General features: G+C 72.3%; 15 protein-coding genes and 1 pseudogene. 5 read left to right on the top strand and 11 right to left on the bottom strand.

The features are described 5' to 3' along the window. Positions 1-329: 329 nt before the first annotated feature. Both ABZ893_RS30365 and ABZ893_RS30370 read right to left on the bottom strand, forming a co-directional pair. Entirely contained in the window at positions 330-923 is a 594-nt protein-coding gene (locus ABZ893_RS30365) for a DNA-3-methyladenine glycosylase I (protein ID WP_361410049.1), read from the bottom strand. Positions 924-1,132: 209 nt separating this feature from the next. Continuing rightward, positions 1,133-1,432: pseudogene (locus tag ABZ893_RS30370) on the bottom strand (DivIVA domain-containing protein); the annotation flags it as partial. A 152-nt stretch (positions 1,433-1,584) separates the two neighbouring features. Here ABZ893_RS30370 and folP point away from each other — a divergent pair. Further along, complete coding sequence (folP, locus tag ABZ893_RS30375) at positions 1,585-2,445, top strand: dihydropteroate synthase (RefSeq protein ID WP_361410052.1); 861 nt, start codon at positions 1,585-1,587, stop codon at positions 2,443-2,445. A gap of 129 nt (positions 2,446-2,574) precedes the next feature. Here folP and ABZ893_RS30380 read toward each other — a convergent pair whose 3' ends face one another. Together ABZ893_RS30380 and dapE are read right to left on the bottom strand one after the other, a co-directional pair. Beyond that, the gene (locus ABZ893_RS30380; protein WP_361410055.1) at positions 2,575-3,324 is read right to left on the bottom strand and encodes a TIGR00730 family Rossman fold protein; all 750 of its coding nucleotides are present in this window, start codon (positions 3,322-3,324) and stop codon (positions 2,575-2,577) included. A 73-nt stretch (positions 3,325-3,397) separates the two neighbouring features. Next, positions 3,398-4,477 (bottom strand): succinyl-diaminopimelate desuccinylase, encoded by a 1,080-nt coding sequence (gene dapE, locus ABZ893_RS30385; RefSeq protein ID WP_361410058.1) that lies wholly within the window; start codon positions 4,475-4,477, stop codon positions 3,398-3,400. 62 nt (positions 4,478-4,539) lie between these two features. On the opposite strand from dapE, the gene ABZ893_RS30390 reads away from it, so the two are divergent. Together ABZ893_RS30390 and ABZ893_RS30395 are read left to right on the top strand one after the other, a co-directional pair. Continuing rightward, positions 4,540-5,466 (top strand): heavy metal transporter, encoded by a 927-nt coding sequence (locus ABZ893_RS30390; protein ID WP_361410061.1) that lies wholly within the window; start codon positions 4,540-4,542, stop codon positions 5,464-5,466. A gap of 300 nt (positions 5,467-5,766) precedes the next feature. Continuing rightward, on the top strand, positions 5,767-6,216 hold the full coding sequence (locus ABZ893_RS30395; RefSeq protein WP_361410064.1) for an ATP-binding protein: 450 nt from the start codon (positions 5,767-5,769) through the stop codon (positions 6,214-6,216). Positions 6,217-6,293: 77 nt separating this feature from the next. Here ABZ893_RS30395 and ABZ893_RS30400 read toward each other — a convergent pair whose 3' ends face one another. After that, the gene (locus ABZ893_RS30400) at positions 6,294-7,388 is read right to left on the bottom strand and encodes a bifunctional succinyldiaminopimelate transaminase/glutamate-prephenate aminotransferase (RefSeq protein ID WP_361410067.1); all 1,095 of its coding nucleotides are present in this window, start codon (positions 7,386-7,388) and stop codon (positions 6,294-6,296) included. Between the two features lie 103 nt (positions 7,389-7,491). Then, positions 7,492-7,812 (bottom strand): ferredoxin, encoded by a 321-nt coding sequence (fdxA, locus tag ABZ893_RS30405; protein ID WP_030573070.1) that lies wholly within the window; start codon positions 7,810-7,812, stop codon positions 7,492-7,494. 140 nt (positions 7,813-7,952) lie between these two features. Between fdxA and ABZ893_RS30410 the strand changes: the two genes are divergently transcribed. Further along, positions 7,953-8,966, top strand: a complete 1,014-nt coding sequence (locus ABZ893_RS30410) for a GNAT family N-acetyltransferase (protein ID WP_361410070.1) — start codon at positions 7,953-7,955, stop codon at positions 8,964-8,966. Positions 8,967-9,033: 67 nt separating this feature from the next. Then, on the top strand, positions 9,034-9,864 hold the full coding sequence (locus ABZ893_RS30415; protein WP_361410073.1) for a transglutaminase-like domain-containing protein: 831 nt from the start codon (positions 9,034-9,036) through the stop codon (positions 9,862-9,864). 11 nt (positions 9,865-9,875) lie between these two features. Here ABZ893_RS30415 and ABZ893_RS30420 read toward each other — a convergent pair whose 3' ends face one another. The 5 genes from ABZ893_RS30420 to ABZ893_RS30440 form a co-directional block, all read right to left on the bottom strand. After that, positions 9,876-10,496, bottom strand: coding sequence for a response regulator transcription factor (locus tag ABZ893_RS30420; protein ID WP_361410076.1), 621 nt, complete (start codon positions 10,494-10,496; stop codon positions 9,876-9,878). Next, on the bottom strand, positions 10,493-11,662 hold the full coding sequence (locus tag ABZ893_RS30425) for a sensor histidine kinase (RefSeq protein WP_361410225.1): 1,170 nt from the start codon (positions 11,660-11,662) through the stop codon (positions 10,493-10,495). The genes ABZ893_RS30420 and ABZ893_RS30425 overlap by 4 nt, the downstream gene beginning before the upstream one ends. A 5-nt stretch (positions 11,663-11,667) precedes the next feature. Continuing rightward, positions 11,668-12,408, bottom strand: a complete 741-nt coding sequence (locus tag ABZ893_RS30430; protein ID WP_361410079.1) for an ABC transporter permease — start codon at positions 12,406-12,408, stop codon at positions 11,668-11,670. Next, positions 12,405-13,325 carry an ABC transporter ATP-binding protein gene (locus tag ABZ893_RS30435; protein WP_361410081.1) on the bottom strand — a complete coding sequence of 307 codons (921 nt, stop codon included), beginning with the start codon at positions 13,323-13,325 and terminating at the stop codon, positions 12,405-12,407. Before ABZ893_RS30435 ends, ABZ893_RS30430 begins: the two co-directional genes overlap by 4 nt. A gap of 159 nt (positions 13,326-13,484) precedes the next feature. Beyond that, on the bottom strand, positions 13,485-15,428 hold the full coding sequence (locus ABZ893_RS30440; RefSeq protein ID WP_361410084.1) for a hypothetical protein: 1,944 nt from the start codon (positions 15,426-15,428) through the stop codon (positions 13,485-13,487). Between the last annotated feature and the right edge of the window lie 40 nt (positions 15,429-15,468).

A 15,468-nucleotide genomic window follows, 5' to 3' on the forward strand; every position in this document is an offset into this window, starting at 1 on the left:
GACAGCCAGCCCACCCGGGTCGATCGCCGGTCCGCCGGGGTCGTCAGTCGGCCCACGCCAGGCCCATCGCCAGTCCGCCGCAGGACGTCACCCGGCCCACCTCAGGCCGCTCGCCGATCCGCTGTAGGCCGACAGCCGGCCCACCGCTGGCCCACCGCCGAGCCGCCGCAGGCCGATAGGCAGCTCACCGCGCGCCGCCGATCGCCGAGCCGCCGCCGGTCGACAGCCGACCCACCACAGGCCGATCCCCGGTCCGCCCCGGGCCGGCAGCCGGCCTCCCGCGGCCCGGTATCCGGCCCCGCCCGGGATGCGCGGGCTTAGCGCAAGCGCTACCGCTCCCGGGCGAAGCAGTCCGCCAAGTGGTCGTTGACCAGGCCGCACGCCTGCATCAGGGCGTACGCCGTGGTCGGGCCTACGAAGCGGAGGCCGTTCTTCTTCAGGGCCTTGGACAGGGCCGTCGACTCGTCCGTGATGGCCGGTACGTCGCCGATGGCGCGCGGCGCCGGGCGGGTGGCCGGGTCCGGGGCGTGCGACCAGATCAGCGCGTCGAGTTCGCCCTCGGGCCAGTCGGCGAGCACGCGCGCGTTGGCCAGGGTGGCGTCGATCTTGGCGCGGTTGCGGATGATGCCCTCGTCGGCGAGCAGCCGCTCGCGGTCGGCGTCCGTGAAGGCGGCCACGTCCGAGATCTTGAAGCCGGAGAACGCGGCGCGGAAGCCCTCGCGGCGGCGCAGGATCGTGATCCAGGACAGGCCCGACTGGAACGCCTCCAGACAGATCCGCTCGAACAGCGCGTCGTCACCGTGGACGGGCCGCCCCCACTCCTCGTCGTGGTACGTCACGTAGTCCTCGGACGACAGACCCCACGGGCAGCGCAGCCGGCCGTCCGGGCCGGTCACGGCGCCACCGGCGCGCTCGTCGCTCACCGGTCGTCCTCCCCGAACCCAGTCCCCGCGTGGCCAGGGCCGTCGTATCCGGAGTCGTCGTGTCCGGAGCTGTCGTATCGGGAGTCGTCGTGTCCGGAGCTGTCATATCCGGAGCTGTCGTATCGAGAGCCGCCATACGCAGGACCGCCGTACCCAGGGCCCTCGTGGCCGAGCGCGTCGTGGCCGAGTTCATCCTGGCGCGTCTGGGTGCGGGCGCCCGACAGCGCGGTCTCCAGGTCGGAGATCCGGCGGTCCCGCTCGGCGAGCTCCGCGCCGAGTCTGCCGAGGGCGTCGTCCACCTCCGCCATGCGGTAGCCGCGCAGCGCCACCGGCAGCCGCAGGGCCTCGACGTCGGCGCGGCCGACGGGCCGGTCCTGGGGCAGCGGGTCGGCGAAATACTCGGCCGGCGCCTCCTGGAGCGTCCCGCTCTCACCGCCGCCGGCCACGGCGAGCGTCACCGCGCCGACGACCACGACGAGCGCGACGACCAGAAACAAGAACATGACCATCTTCGCTGTCCCCTGGCTCGAAGCCCGGATCCGGTCCCCTGTCCGGGTCCGGAAACTGTCAGGGTCCGATCGTGCCATGTGGGTCTGACAGTTAAGGTCGCAGGCGACCGGTCGACAGTTTTCACGTACAGCCGCAAGGAGAGTCACAGGGGATGCTCAGGCTTGGCACGCGCGAGTTCGGCGCACACGAGCCGGTGATCATGGCGATCGTGAACCGGACCCCTGACTCGTTCTACGACCAGGGTTCGACCTTCCAGGACGAGCCCGCGCTCACCCGTGTCGAGCAGGCCGTGGCCGAGGGCGCCGCGATCATCGACATCGGCGGCGTGAAGGCGGGCCCCGGGGACGAGGTCAGCGCGGAGGAGGAGGCCCGCCGCACGGTCGGCTTCGTCGCCGAGGTGCGCCGGCGCTTCCCGGACGTCGTCATCAGCGTCGACACCTGGCGGCACGACGTCGGCGAGGCGGTCTGCGAGGCCGGCGCCGATCTCCTGAACGACGCGTGGGGCGGCGTCGACCCCAAGCTCGCGGAGGTCGCGGCGCGCTACGGCAAGGGCCTCGTCTGTACGCACGCGGGGGGCGCCGAGCCTCGGACGCGTCCGCACCGGGTGACGTACGACGACGTCATGGCGGACATCCTCGACGTGACCGTGGGCCTCGCCGAGCGGGCCGTATCCCTCGGGGTGCCGCGCGAGTCGGTGCTGATCGACCCGGGGCACGACTTCGGCAAGAACACCCGGCACAGCCTGGAAGCGACGCGTCGGCTCCCCGAGATGGTGGAGACGGGCTGGCCGGTCCTGGTCTCCCTGTCGAACAAGGACTTCGTCGGCGAGACGCTCGACCGGCCGGTCAAGGAGCGGGTGATCGGCACGCTCGCGACGACGGCGGTGTCGGCGTGGCTGGGCGCGCAGGTGTACCGGGTCCACGAGGTGGCGGAGACGCGGCAGGTACTGGACATGGTGGCGACGATCGCCGGCCACCGGCCCCCGGCGGTCGCCCGGCGCGGACTCGCCTAGCCCGCACGTCCTCCGCGGTCGCCCGGCGCGGGCTCGCCTGAGCCCACGTACACGTACACGTACACGTAAAACACAACGCCCCCGGCGGCAGCCCGCCGGGGACGTACAGGCGCCCGAACCCTCGGGAACCTACTTGTTGACCTCCTTGGTCACCAGCGTGATCGCCTCCTGCACGTCGTCCGTGACGTGGAAGAGGAGCAGGTCGGCCGGGGAGGCCTTGCCCTGGGCGATGACGGTGTTCTTCAGCCAGTCGACGAGGCCGCCCCAGTACTCCGTCCCGAACAGGACGATCGGGAAGCGCGTGACCTTGGTGGTCTGGACGAGGGTGAGCGCCTCGAACAGCTCGTCCAGCGTGCCGAGCCCGCCCGGCAGGACCACGAAGCCCTGCGCGTACTTCACGAACATCGTCTTGCGGACGAAGAAGTAGCGGAAGTTCAGGCCGAGGTCGACGTACTGGTTGAGCCCCTGCTCGAAGGGCAGCTCGATGCCGAGGCCGACGGAGATGCCCTTCGCCTCGACGGCCCCCTGGTTGGCGGCCTGCATGGCGCCGGGGCCGCCGCCCGTGATGACCGCGAACCCGGCCTCGACGAGCGCCCGGCCGATGGCGACTCCCGACGCGTACTCGGGCGAGTCCGGCTTGGTGCGGGCCGAGCCGAAGACGCTGATCGCGGGCGGGAGTTCGGCGAGCGTGCCGAAGCCCTCGATGAATTCCGACTGGATGCGCAGGACCCGCCAGGGGTCGGTGTGGACCCACTCGGAGGGACCCTTGGAGTCGAGGAGGCGCTGGTCGGTGGTGCCGGGCTGGACCTGGTCGCGACGCCGGACCACCGGGCCGAGCCGCTGCTCCTGGGGACCCTTCCTGCCCTCGGGGTTGCTCATTCGCTGCTCCCTCCACTACGTACGTGCAGCAAGGGTAGATCTACGCGGGTTACACGCGGGGGACCTCGGGGTGTCAGGCCGTGAGCCAGGAGTGCAGGCGCTCCTCGCAGGCGAGGATCTTGGCGGTGTCGACGCGCTCGTCGACCTTGTGGGCGAAGATCGGGTCGCCGGGTCCGTAGTTCACCGCGGGCACGCCGAGCGCGCTGAAGCGGGAGACGTCGGTCCAGCCGAACTTGGGGCGGGCCTGGCCGCCGACGGCCGCCATGAAGGCCGCGGCGGCGGGGTGGTCGAGGCCGGGGCGGGCGCCGCCGGTGTGGTCGTCGACCACGTAGTCGTCGATGTCGCAGCCGGCGAAGAAGTCGCGGACGAACTCCTCGGCCTCCTGCTCGCTGCGGTCGGGCGCGTAGCGGAAGTTGACCGTGACGGAGCAGCTGTCGGGGATGACGTTGGTGGCGACGAAGCCCTCGACGCGTACGGCGTTGAGGCCCTCGTGGAACTCGAGGCCGTCGACGACAGGCTTGCGGGGCTCGTACGCGGCGAGGCGTTCGAGGATGGGGGCGGCCTTGTGGATCGCGTTGGAGCCCATCCACGCGCGCGCGGAGTGCGCCCGCTCGCCCTTGGTGGTCAGGATGACGCGCAGGGTGCCCTGGCAGCCGCCCTCGACCTCACCGTCGGTGCCCTCCAGGAGGATGGCGAAGTCGCCTTCCAGCCAGTCGGGGTGTGCGGCGGCCACATGGCCCAGACCGTTGAGGTGTGCGGCGACCTCTTCGTTGTCGTAGAAGACGAAGGTGAGGTCGCGGTTGGGCTCGGTGACGGTCTGCGCGATGCGCAGTTGGACCGCGACGCCGGACTTCATGTCGGTGCTTCCGCAGCCCCAGAGGATGCCGTTCTCGTCGAGGCGGGACGGCACGTTGTCGGCGATCGGCACGGTGTCGATGTGGCCGGCCAGGATGACCCGCTCCGCGCGGCCCAGGTTCGTACGGGCCACGACGTTGTTGCCGTACCGGTCGACCGTGAGGTGCGGCAGGGCGCGCAGGGCGTTCTCGACGGCGTCCGCGAGACCCTTCTCCTGCCCGCTCGGCGACGGAAAGTCGACCAGCTGGGCGGTGAGCACAGCGGCGTCCTGCGTGAGGTCAAGAGCGGTGAGGTCCATGGCGTCGACCCTAATGCCCGGTGCCCTGAAGGCGCGTCGGAGGCCTCCAGTACCTTGTAGGCGTGCCCGAGCCCCCCACTTCTGCTTCTGTCCGGCGCGGCCGTCTCCTGCGTACAGGGGCGGCCGTCGTGGTGCTGCTCTCCCTCGCCGCCTATCTGGTGGTGCAGTACGTCTCGGGCGGCAGACCGGCCCCGCGCTGCACTGTGGTGTCGGGGAACGGTGACGGGGCGTCGTACAGCTTCACGGCCGAGCAGGCGGTGAACGCGGCGACGATCTCGGCCGTCGGGACCACGCGCGGGATGCCCGAGCGGGCCGTCACGATCGCGCTCGCGACCGCGCTCCAGGAATCGGGCCTGCGGAACATCCACCACGGCGACCGCGACTCGCTGGGCCTGTTCCAGCAGCGCCCGTCGGAGGGCTGGGGCACCGAGCAGCAGATCATGGACCCCGTGTACGCGGCGGGACGGTTCTACGAGCATCTGGACCAGGTCCCGGGCTATTCGCGGCTGCCCCTGACGGTGGCGGCGCAGCGGGTCCAGCGCAGCGGCTATCCGCAGGCGTACGCGAAGCACGAGCCGGACGCCACGCTGCTGGCCGCCGCCCTCACCGGGCGGGCCGGCGCCTCGCTGACCTGCGAAGGACGGCCGAGCGGCACGGATGTGCGCAAGCCGGGCGACCCGGCGACGGTGCGGGCGGAACTGGTGCGTGACTTCGGCCAGGGGGTGGCGCCGGCGACCGGCATCGGTGAGGTGACCGTCCCGGTGCCCGCCACGGTGGACTCGGCCGGAGGCGGCGAGCAGCAGCGCGGCTGGGAGCTGGCGCACTGGGCGGTGGCCAATTCGTCGGCGCTGCGGATCGAGCGGGTGTCCTACGCGGGCCGCGTGTGGACCGCGGGCGACTCCGGGGGCAAGTGGAGCGGGGCGGACGCGAAGGCCGTCGCCGGGTCGGAAACGGACGCCGGAGAGGTCCGGATCGTCACCGCGCAATAGTGCGGTTGATAGCTCGAACGGGTCATAGGCGCCGTTCGGGGAGCGACAACCCGCACGGCTCTTCGCCGCACTTCGGCATATGCGGGAATTCCCTTGCGATCAAAGGGACGTAGGCGATTTACGACGCGACAGAGCGCGTGAAGTTTGCCCGTTTTTCGCCGCAGATGATAATGCGACGCATTGCCAACTCTTTACGTTGGGCGAGCGAAACCTTCGCGGCCTTCGAGCGGTAGTCACGGCGTCCGAGGGCCGGGCACCCGGCCCCGGACATCACCGTTCTCTCCCGTTCAAGGAGCATCAATGTCCCTCCCCCTGACCCGCCGGATCGCCCGTGCCGCGCTGCTGCTCGCAGCGGGAGCGGCTCCCGTGGTCGGAGCGGCCGGATCCGCGAGCGCCGCTGAACTCCCGGCCACCCCGAACCTGGGCGGCGTCACCGCTCTCGACGGGGCGAACCTCGGCAGCACCGTCGACGGCGCGGCCCAGAACGTCAGCGGACTCGCGGGCGAAACGGGCGGCAAGGCCGTCAAGACGGCCGTGCCGACCGCCGGCAAGGCCGTGGGCAAGAGCGCGAAGACGGCGACCCCCGCGGCCCAGAAGGCGGCCGGTGACGTCGCGGGCAGCGCCGGTGACACGGTCGGCCAGGCCGCGGGTACGGTCACGGGCAGCGGCCTGCCGACCGACGCGCTGACCAAGGGCGGCCTGCCGTCCACGGGCAACCTCCCGACGCAGGGCCTGCCGATCGGCGGCTGAACAGCCGTCTGACCGAAGCAAAAGGGGCGGGAAGCCTGTCGACCGACAGGCTTCCCGCCCCTTCGTCATGCGTAGGACTAGCTGAGGCGCTCCACCGCCGCCGCCACCCGCTCGTCGCTGGCCGTCATCGCCACGCGCACGAACTTGTCGCCGGCCGGCCCGTAGAAGTCGCCCGGCGCCACCAGGATGCCCAGCTCCGCGAGGTGCGCCACCGTGTCCCAGCAGGACTCGTCGCGCGTCGCCCACAGGTAGAGGCTCGCCTCGCTGTGCTCGATGCGGAAGCCGTGCGCGACCAGGGCGTCGCGCAGGGCAGCGCGCCGGGCAGCGTACCGCCCGCGCTGCTCCTGTACGTGCTGGTCGTCGCCGAGCGCCGCGACGACGGCCGCCTGCGTCGGGGCGGAGGTCATCATGCCGCCGTGCTTGCGGATCTCCAGCAGGTCGCCCAGGACGGCGGCGTCACCGGCGAGGAACGCTGCCCGGTAACCCGCGAGGTTCGACCGCTTGGAGAGCGAGTGGACCGTCACGATCCCCTCGTACGAGCCGCCGCAGACGTCCGGGTGCAGGACCGAGACCGGCTCGGCCTCCCAGCCGAGCTCGATGTAGCACTCGTCGGAGAAGACGAGGACGTCGTGCTCGCGGGCCCAGGCGACGATCCGGGTCAGCTCCTCCTTGGAGAGGACGCGGCCGGTCGGGTTCGAGGGCGAGTTGAGCCACAGGAGCTTCAGGCCGGCCGGGTCGAGTTCCGTCGGGTCGTCGTAGGAGACGTGCTCCGCGCGGGCCAGGCGGGCGCCGACCTCGTACGTCGGGTAGGCGAGGCGCGGGTAGGCGACCTTGTCACCGGGGCCGAGCCCGAGGTGCGTCGGGAGCCAGGCCACGAGTTCCTTGGAACCGACGATCGGCAGGACGTTGCGGTGGGTGAACCCGCGCGCGCCGAGGCGCCGCTCGCTCCAGCCCACGAGGGCGTCCCGCAGCTCGGGCGTGCCCCACACCGTGGGATAGCCGGGCGAGTCCGCCGCCGCGATCAGCGCTTTCTGGATCAGCTCGGGCACCGGGTCGACCGGCGTGCCGACCGACAGGTCGACGATGCCGCCCGCGTGCGCGGCGGCCGTCTTCTTGTACGGCTCGAGCTTGTCCCAGGGGAACGTGGGGAGGCGGTCGGAGACTGCGGACACCTGGCTCACTTCTCTCGTACGTGCGTGGCTACCCGGGCCAACGCCTCGGTCCCGTACGGCGGGTGTGCCGTACGGGACCGAGGCGGCGCGATGTGCTGCCCGCTTACTGGTTCTGCGGCGGAAGCGCGGCGATGAAGGCGTGGTCGCGCTCGATCAGGCCGAGCTTGCTGGCGCCGCCGGGCGAGCCGAGCTCGTCGAAGAACTCGACGTTCGCCTTGTAGTAGTCCTTCCACTCTTCAGGAGTGTCGTCCTCGTAGAAGATCGCCTCGACCGGACAGACCGGCTCGCAGGCTCCACAGTCGACGCATTCGTCCGGGTGGATGTACAAGGACCGGGAGCCCTCGTAGATGCAGTCGACCGGGCACTCCTCGATGCACGCCTTGTCCTTGACGTCGACACAAGGCTGCGCGATGACGTAGGTCACGCTGTCGTTCCTCCTCGATAGGGCGCGGCGGGCCGATCTGCGGCTCCGTCCACGGGCGCGCGGGAGCGCGGCGTCGTCGATGCCCGCACCTAGTATCTCCGTTCCTGGGCATGATCCGAACAGGAGGGGTGGAGAGAGCTGTGGAATTCACTGCGGGCGGACGACTCGAACTGCGCTTGACCGCCGCTGACGTGGGCAAACGCGTGTCTGTGCGGCGGGTGACAGAGGGCGGCGCGCCGGGTGCGAAGTTCACCGACACGGTCGGGGTTCTCACATCGTGGGACGCGGGTGTGCTGCACATCACAAGGCGGAACGGCGAAGAGGTCCAGATTCCGGAATCCTCGCTGGTCGCGGGCAAGGTCGTACCGTCCGCGCCGGCCCGTCGCCGGGGGCCCGCCGCGTCGTACGAGGAGCTGGCCCGGGTCTCCGCGCGCGCGTGGCAGCCGCTGGAGAGCGAGCGGCTCGGCGACTGGGAGCTGCGGGCCGCCGAGGGGTTCACGCGGCGGGCCAACTCGGTGCTCCCGCTGGGCGACCCGGGCCTCCCCCTCGACGAGGCGCTCACGCGCGTACGTAACTGGTACGCGGAACGGGAGTTGCCCGCGTACATACAGACCGCGACTGGCGCCGAGAGGACGCAGGGGCCGCTGTGCGCCGAGCTGGAGGCGCGGGGGTGGGTGCGTGAGGTCAGTGCGGAGCTGTGGGTCGGCGGGCTCGCGCCGATCGCGGACGAGGTCGACCCGGGTGACCGCGTCGTGCTGTCCCGGGAGCCCGACGAGGCGTGGCTCGGGCGGTATCAGCGCAAGGGCGCGAGCGAGACGGCGCTGCGGGTGCTGACGGCCGGACCTTCGGTCTGGTTCGCGACCGTGCCCGGCGCGGGCGACGTGCCGGACGCGATCGGGCGGTGCGTGGTGGACGGGCGGTGGGCCGGGTTCGCGGCGGTCGAGGTGGATCCCGCGCTGCGGCGCCAGGGGCTCGCCACGCTCGTGATGACGGCGCTCTCGCGCCGGGCGCTCGACGAGGGCGCGTCGGCGTCCTGGCTCCAGGTGGAGAACGACAACGCGGGTGCGCGGGCCCTGTACGAACGGCTCGGTTTCGCCCCGCACCACGCGTACCACCACTACCGTGCTCCGGACGCGGCGGGAGACTGGAAGTGAGGCCGGGCAGGGGCTCCGGACACCGTCGGCCGGATTGAGAGGGCACGAGGCGCGTATGTCCCGCGAAATGTCACCGCGGTCCGAGCGGCTGCGTCTGCGGTTCGCCGATGAGGCGCGGGCGGAGCGGCCCGACCTGTCGGAGCTGTGCCTGCTGGTGGCGGCCCAGGCCGACGGGTCGCTGGACGAGGCCGGCATGGACCAGGTGCAGATGGAGCTCGACGACCTCGCCGGGCAGCTTCCGTTCCGGCCGGGCGGCCCGCGGTCCTGGGCGACGGCGATGGCGGAGCTGCTGGGCGCGCGACTCGGGTTCCACGGCACGCCCGGGGACTACCAGCGCCTGGAGTCGTCGCTCCTGCACGACGTGCTGCGCCGCCGGCGAGGGCTGCCGATCCTGCTGTCGGTGGTGTGGATGGAGGTCGCGCGGCGGGCCGGGGCGCCGGTGTACGGGGTCGCGCTGCCGGGGCACTTCGTGGTGGGTTTCGGGCCCGCACGGGACCAGGTGCTCGCCGACCCCTTCGACGGGGGCCGGGTCCTGACCGGTGAGGACGCGGAACTCCTTGTGGCCGGGGCGACGGGCGCGCCGCTCGACGCGTCGATGCTGCGGCCGGCCGATCCGCTGGACGTCGTACTGCGCATCCTGAACAACATCCGGGCCTGGGCGGCGACGCGCCCCGAGCGGGCGGACGTCGGCCTGTGGGCCATCGAGCTGTCTCTGCTGCTCCCCTCGCACCCGGCCCGCCTCCGCTACGAGCGGGCCCAACTCCTCGTCAACAGCGGGGACTTCCTCACGGGCGCGGTCGAGCTGGACGCGTACGCGGACGTGGTGGGCGTGATCGACGAGGGCGCGGCGGAGACGATCCGCGGGCAGGCACGGGCGGCCCGCGCGATGCTCAACTGAGGCCAAAGGGACTACAGCCAGCCCTTCTCCCGCGCGATCCGGACGGCCTCCGCCCTGTTGCGTACGGCGAGTTTCTGGATGGCCGTCGAGAGGTAGTTGCGGACCGTGCCCTGGGACAGGTGCAGGGCCGCCGCGAGTTCGGCGTTGGTCGAGCCGTCGGCCGCCGCGCGCAGGACCTCGCGTTCACGGTCGGTCAGCGGGTTGGCGCCGTCGGCGAGCGCGGCGGCCGCGAGGGTGGGGTCGATGACCCGCTCGCCGGCGAGCACCTTCCGTACGGCCTCGGCGAGTTGGGACGCGGGGGCGTCCTTGACCAGGAACGCGTCGGCGCCGGACTCCATCGCCGTACGGAGATAGCCGGGGCGGCCGAAGGTGGTGAGGACGACGACCTTGACGGCGGGGAGCTGTTCGCTGAGCCGGGCGGCGGCCTCGATGCCCGTCATGCCGGGCATCTCGATGTCGAGGAGCGCCACGTCGGGCCCGTGCGCACGGGCCGCCTCCAGGACCTCGTCACCGCGCGCCACCTGGGCGACGACCTCGATGTCGGGTTCGAGGCCGAGGAGCGCCGCGAGGGCCTCCCGCACCATCGACTGGTCCTCCGCGAGCAGGACCCTGATCTGGCTCTGAGCGCTCATGCGCCGGATCCTACGGAGGCCACGGGGACGCGGGCCACCAGGACGAACCCGCGGCGACGGGCGGGCGCCGCCTCAAGGGTGCCGCCCACGGCCTCGATGCGTTCGCGCAGGCCCGTCAGGCCGTTGCCCGGGGTGACGCCGCCGCCGGCGGCCCCCGCTCCGTCGTCCTCGACGGTCAGCTCGACGACGGGGCCGTCCAGGGTCTCGCGGCGCGTGACGGACACCGTGCAGCGGCGGGCGCCGCTGTGCCGTACGGCGTTCGTGACGGCCTCGCGGAGCGTCCAGGCGAGGGCCGCCTCCTGCTCGGCGGGCAGGCCGTCCGGCGCGTCCGGCGGAACGTCGGCCTCGATGCCCGCGGCGGCCAACGCGGCGCGTGCTCCGGCCAGTTCGGCGCCGAGCCGGGGGCGCCGGTAGCCCGTGACGGCCTCGCGGACGTCGACGAGTGCCTGGCGGCTGACCTGTTCGATGTCGGCGACCTGCTGGGCGGCCTTCTCGGGTTCGCCGGGGAGCATCCGGCCGGCCAGCTCGCTCTTGAGCGTGATCAGGGAGAGCGAGTGGCCGAGGAGATCGTGCAGGTCGCGGGCGAGCCGCAGCCGCTCCTCGTTGGCGGCGAGCTGGGCGACGGTGGCGCGTGCCCGCCGCAGTTCGACGGTCGTGCGCACGAGCTGGCGTACGCCCGTCATCGCGAAGCCGCCGAGGAGTGCGGGCACCACGAGGCCGAGGTCCCAGCCGCGGCCGAGCGGGATGCCGAGGAGGACCATCCCGGCGGTGACCACGAGGATCGACCAGCGGGCGTACCGCATGGGCAGGACGGCTCCGCAGGACACGGAGACGTAGACGAAGAGGACGAGCCAGGGGGCGCCGAGCGTGAGGGACATGACGACGGCGACGGCGGCGAGCGAGCCCACGATCGCGGCGAGCGAGCCGAGGGGCAGGGAGCGGGCGGTGTGCCGGAAGACGAGGACCAGGTAGACCGCGACGAAGCCGACGAGGCCCAGCCAGCCGAGCGCAGTGGCCCAGGCCGTGTGGCCGCCGTCGAGGAGGTCCTCGATCGGGGCGCCCATGAAGACCAGCCAGATGCCGATCCACAGCAGCTTGCGCAGGGCCTCGCGGCGGTTGCGGGGCGGCTGTCCCATGCCGGTGAGCCGGATCTCGTCCTTCGTCATGGCGTTCACGCCTTCAGGGTGTCCTTCCGGTACAGCCAGGCCGCGCCGCCCGCGAAGACCAGGAAGTAGGCGACCATCAGGGCGATGTCCTTGGCGTGCGGGGCGTTGCCCAGCTCGATGGCCTGGCCGACGGCAGCGTACGCGTGGGTGGGCAGCCAGGACGCGATGTTCCGCAGCCAGTCGGGGAAGCCGGCCGAGGGGAACCACAGGCCGCCCAGGATCGACAGCCCGAAGTAGACGATCATCGTGATCGGGCGGACGGCGTCGCCGCTCGCGATGTAGCCGATGGCGACGCCGAGCGCGGCGAAGCAGAGGCTACCGGCCCAGATCGCGCCGACGAGGGCGAGCCACTGCCAGGCGTCGAGCCGTACGCCCTTGGTGACGGCGGCGACGATGAAGACCACGACGATGGACGGCAGGCTGACCACGGCGGCGCTGGCGGTCTTGGCGAGGACGTAGCCGCGCCCGGGGAGCGTGGTGAGGCGCAGCTGGCGTACCCAGCCGCTCTCGCGTTCCTTGGCGATGCGCTCGCTGTTGCCCATGAGGACGGCGGTCAGCGCGCCGAAGGAGGCCATCGACACCATCATGAACGCGGCGAGGTTCAGGCCCGTGCCCTCGACCATGGACGCCCTGCGGGAGCTGCCCGCGATGAGCAGGAACAGGACCGACGGGTAGACGACCGAGAAGAACAGGAACTTCTTGTTGCGCAGGGCGCGGGTGATCTCCAGCTTGATCAGGCTGTTCATGACGTCCTGGCCTCCTCGGCCGTGGTGATGGCGACGAAGGCCTGCTCCAGGCCGAGGCCCGCGACCTCCAGGTTGCGCGGGTACAGGCCGAGTCCGTACAGGGCGTGCACGGTGGCGTCGGCGTCGCTCGACTGGAGCCGGACGGTGCGTCCTGACACGTCGACGGTGGTGAGGAACGGCAGGGCGCGCAGGGCCTGTTCGTCTATGGCGCCGTCCAGGTCGAAGGCGACCTTGCGGACGCCCGCCTTCGCCTTGATCTCGGCGGCGGTGCCGTCGGCGAGGAGGCGGCCGCGGTGCAGGACGAGGACGCGGTCGGCGATCGCGTCGGCCTCTTCGAGGTAGTGCGTGGCGAAGAGGACGGTACGGCCCTGGTCGGCCTGTTCGCGCATGGTGGCCCAGAACGCGTGGCGGGCCGAGACGTCCATGCCAGTGGTCGGCTCGTCGAGCACGATGAGGTCGTTCGCGCCCGCGGTGGCGAGGGCGAAGCGCACGCGCTGTTCCTGGCCGCCGGAGAGCTTGTTGACCTTGCGGTCGGCGATCTGCGCGATACCGGCCCGGGACAGGACGTCGGCCGGCTTGTAGGGCCTCGGGTGCAGATCGCAGGCGAGCCTGACGAGTTCGGCGACGGTGACCTCGTCCATCAGGCCGCCGCTCTGCAGCATGGCGCCGACGCGGCCCTGCACGATCGCGTCGCGGGGGCTGGTGCCGAAGACGCGGACGGTGCCGGTGTCCGCCGGGCGCAGGCCCAGGAGGAGGTCGAGAGTGGTCGACTTGCCGGCGCCGTTGGGACCGAGGAGGGCGACGGTCTCGCCCGGGTGGAGGGCCAGGCTGAGCCCGTCCACGGCCCTGACGGCGCCGTAGCTCTTGCTCACCCGCTCGAAGCTGACCACCTCGGTGGCCTTGACTGTCGTTGTCATACGGCCATGGTGGCCCGCGGGGGTGTACGCGCGGCAGTGTCGGCAGGCGTGGGTACGGGATGACAGATGTCATGCCCGGGGACGTGCTTCTGTCCGGGGACAGCGATCGGGCGGGCCCCCGCGAAGGGACCCGCCCGATTCCTGACCTGCGTACGCCGCCTAACTCGGGTTCGTCTGGATGACCCCGATGCGCTGCGCCGGCGTCTTGCCCTTGAGTGCCATCCGCATCACGCCGATCACGTCCTCCGGCGTCACCGGCGTCTTCTTGCCGGTGGCGCGGGTGATGAGGATGCCGTCGAACGTGTTGCCGTAGAGCTTCTTCAGGGCGTCCCGGTCGTAGTACTCGACGAGCTTGCCGTCGACGGCCTTGACGCTGAGGATCTGCGGCAGCGACTTCGCGGGGCCGAACGGGATCTGCGCGTTGCCCGCCTTGATGATGACGTTCGCGGACATCGCCGGCTGGGCGAACTCCTTCATCATCCGGTCGACCTCGGCGTTCGAGACGGTCGGCGTGCGGGTCGCCGTCGCCAGCGGCACGGGCAGGGACGCGCCCGTCTCGACGTGCGTGCGGTACGCCTCCTCGACGGACTGCGCGGAACGGGCCACGTCGACGCCCTCGCCGGTCTTGCCGTACACGGCGACGGCCTTGCCCGGCACGAAGCGGATCGTGCCGTCGCTCGAGGCGGTGGCGCCGCCGGCGGCCCGCTCCAGGGCGGCCTGCAGCTTCTCCTCGTCGACGGGCATGACCGGGTTGACGACGCGTTCGTTGCCGAACAGCGAGCCGATGACGGAGACCGGGTTGTAGTCGCTGCCCGCGGCCGCCGCGACGGTCGCCGCGCTGTCCAGGCTCAGACCGGCCTGGTCCGGCTTGAGGGTGACGTTCTTGCCGTCGACCGTGAGCTGGAGCGGCTCGGTGGTGCGCTTGGCGAAGGCGTTGTCGAGCTTGGCCGTGGCCTCGTCACGCGTGCCGCCGCCGATGTCGACGCCGAGCACGGTGGTGCCCTTGGCGACGTCGGCGTGGTTCATCAGCAGACCGGCGCCGTACGCGACACCGGCGAGGGCCACGACGCCGCCGCCCAGGAGGACGAGCTTGCTGCGGCCCTTCTTGCGCGCGGGCGCCGGGGCGCTCTGGCCGACCGGGTCGGGCAGCTTCGGCGGGGTGTGCGGGCCGGAGGTCTCAGGGTTCGAGCCCTGCCCGAACGGCGCGTTGGGGCCGCCGAGGCCCGGCGGGACGACCGGGATGCCGCTGGTCAGCGTGCCGCCGGAGACATGGGCCGACGGGTCGTCGGAGCCCGGCTCGGGCGCGGGCGTCTGCGGGGTGAGGATCGCGGTGTCGTCACTCAGTCCGCCCGGGGTGCCGGGCGTCATGGGGCGGGTGACGGTGCTGTCGCCGCCGGCGGGTCCGCTCGTCGGCCCCTTGGGCCCGGCCGGGGGGACGCCGGGGCCGGTGCCGTCCGGGTTCCCGGCGAAGAAGGGCAGGTCGCCGCGGAGCGGGTCACCGGAGTCGCCGGGCTGCGGCGGGCGGTTCTGCGCGGTCACGCCGAGCGGTCCGGCCGCGACGGCGCCCGATACGTCGAAGGCACCGGAGCCGGACGACGGGCCGGGCACCGCACCGGAGTTGCCCGCGCCGGCGGCGCCGCCGCGCTGCGGGGCGCCCGCCTTGCGGGGCGCGAACCAGTCGCTGGTCTTCTCCGCGGCGGCCGGGGCGGCGGGCGCCGCGGGGGCGGCCGTCGCCGTGCTCCGGGCGTCACCCGAAGGAGCGGTCCGGGGAGCCGGCTCCGCGGCCCTCTCGGGTGCCGGGGCCGGGGCCTTGGCCGGGGTCCCGTCGCCGGGGCCGCCGTTCACGTCGCTCATGGGCGTACGCATCACCACGGGCGGGATGGGGCGCGAGCCGGGGATGTTGATCCGGATCCGCGTCGTCAGCGTGGTCTCCGTCTTGCGCTCCTCCGCGGGGCCGTCGGCGGGCTGCCCGGCGGGACCGGGCGCGCCGTCTCCCGCACCGGCGCCCTGTGCGGGGGTGCCGTACGGAGGCGTCCCCGAGGGATAGGCGGCACCGCCGCGCCCCTGGGGACCGGAGGACGAACTGTCAGTTTCACGACTCAAAGCAGGTTCTCCCGGTTGGCTCCGCCGCCCGTCTCGACCT

The organism is Streptomyces sp. NPDC046821, from assembly GCF_040645335.1.
Taxonomy (GTDB): Bacteria; Actinomycetota; Actinomycetes; order Streptomycetales; family Streptomycetaceae; genus Streptomyces.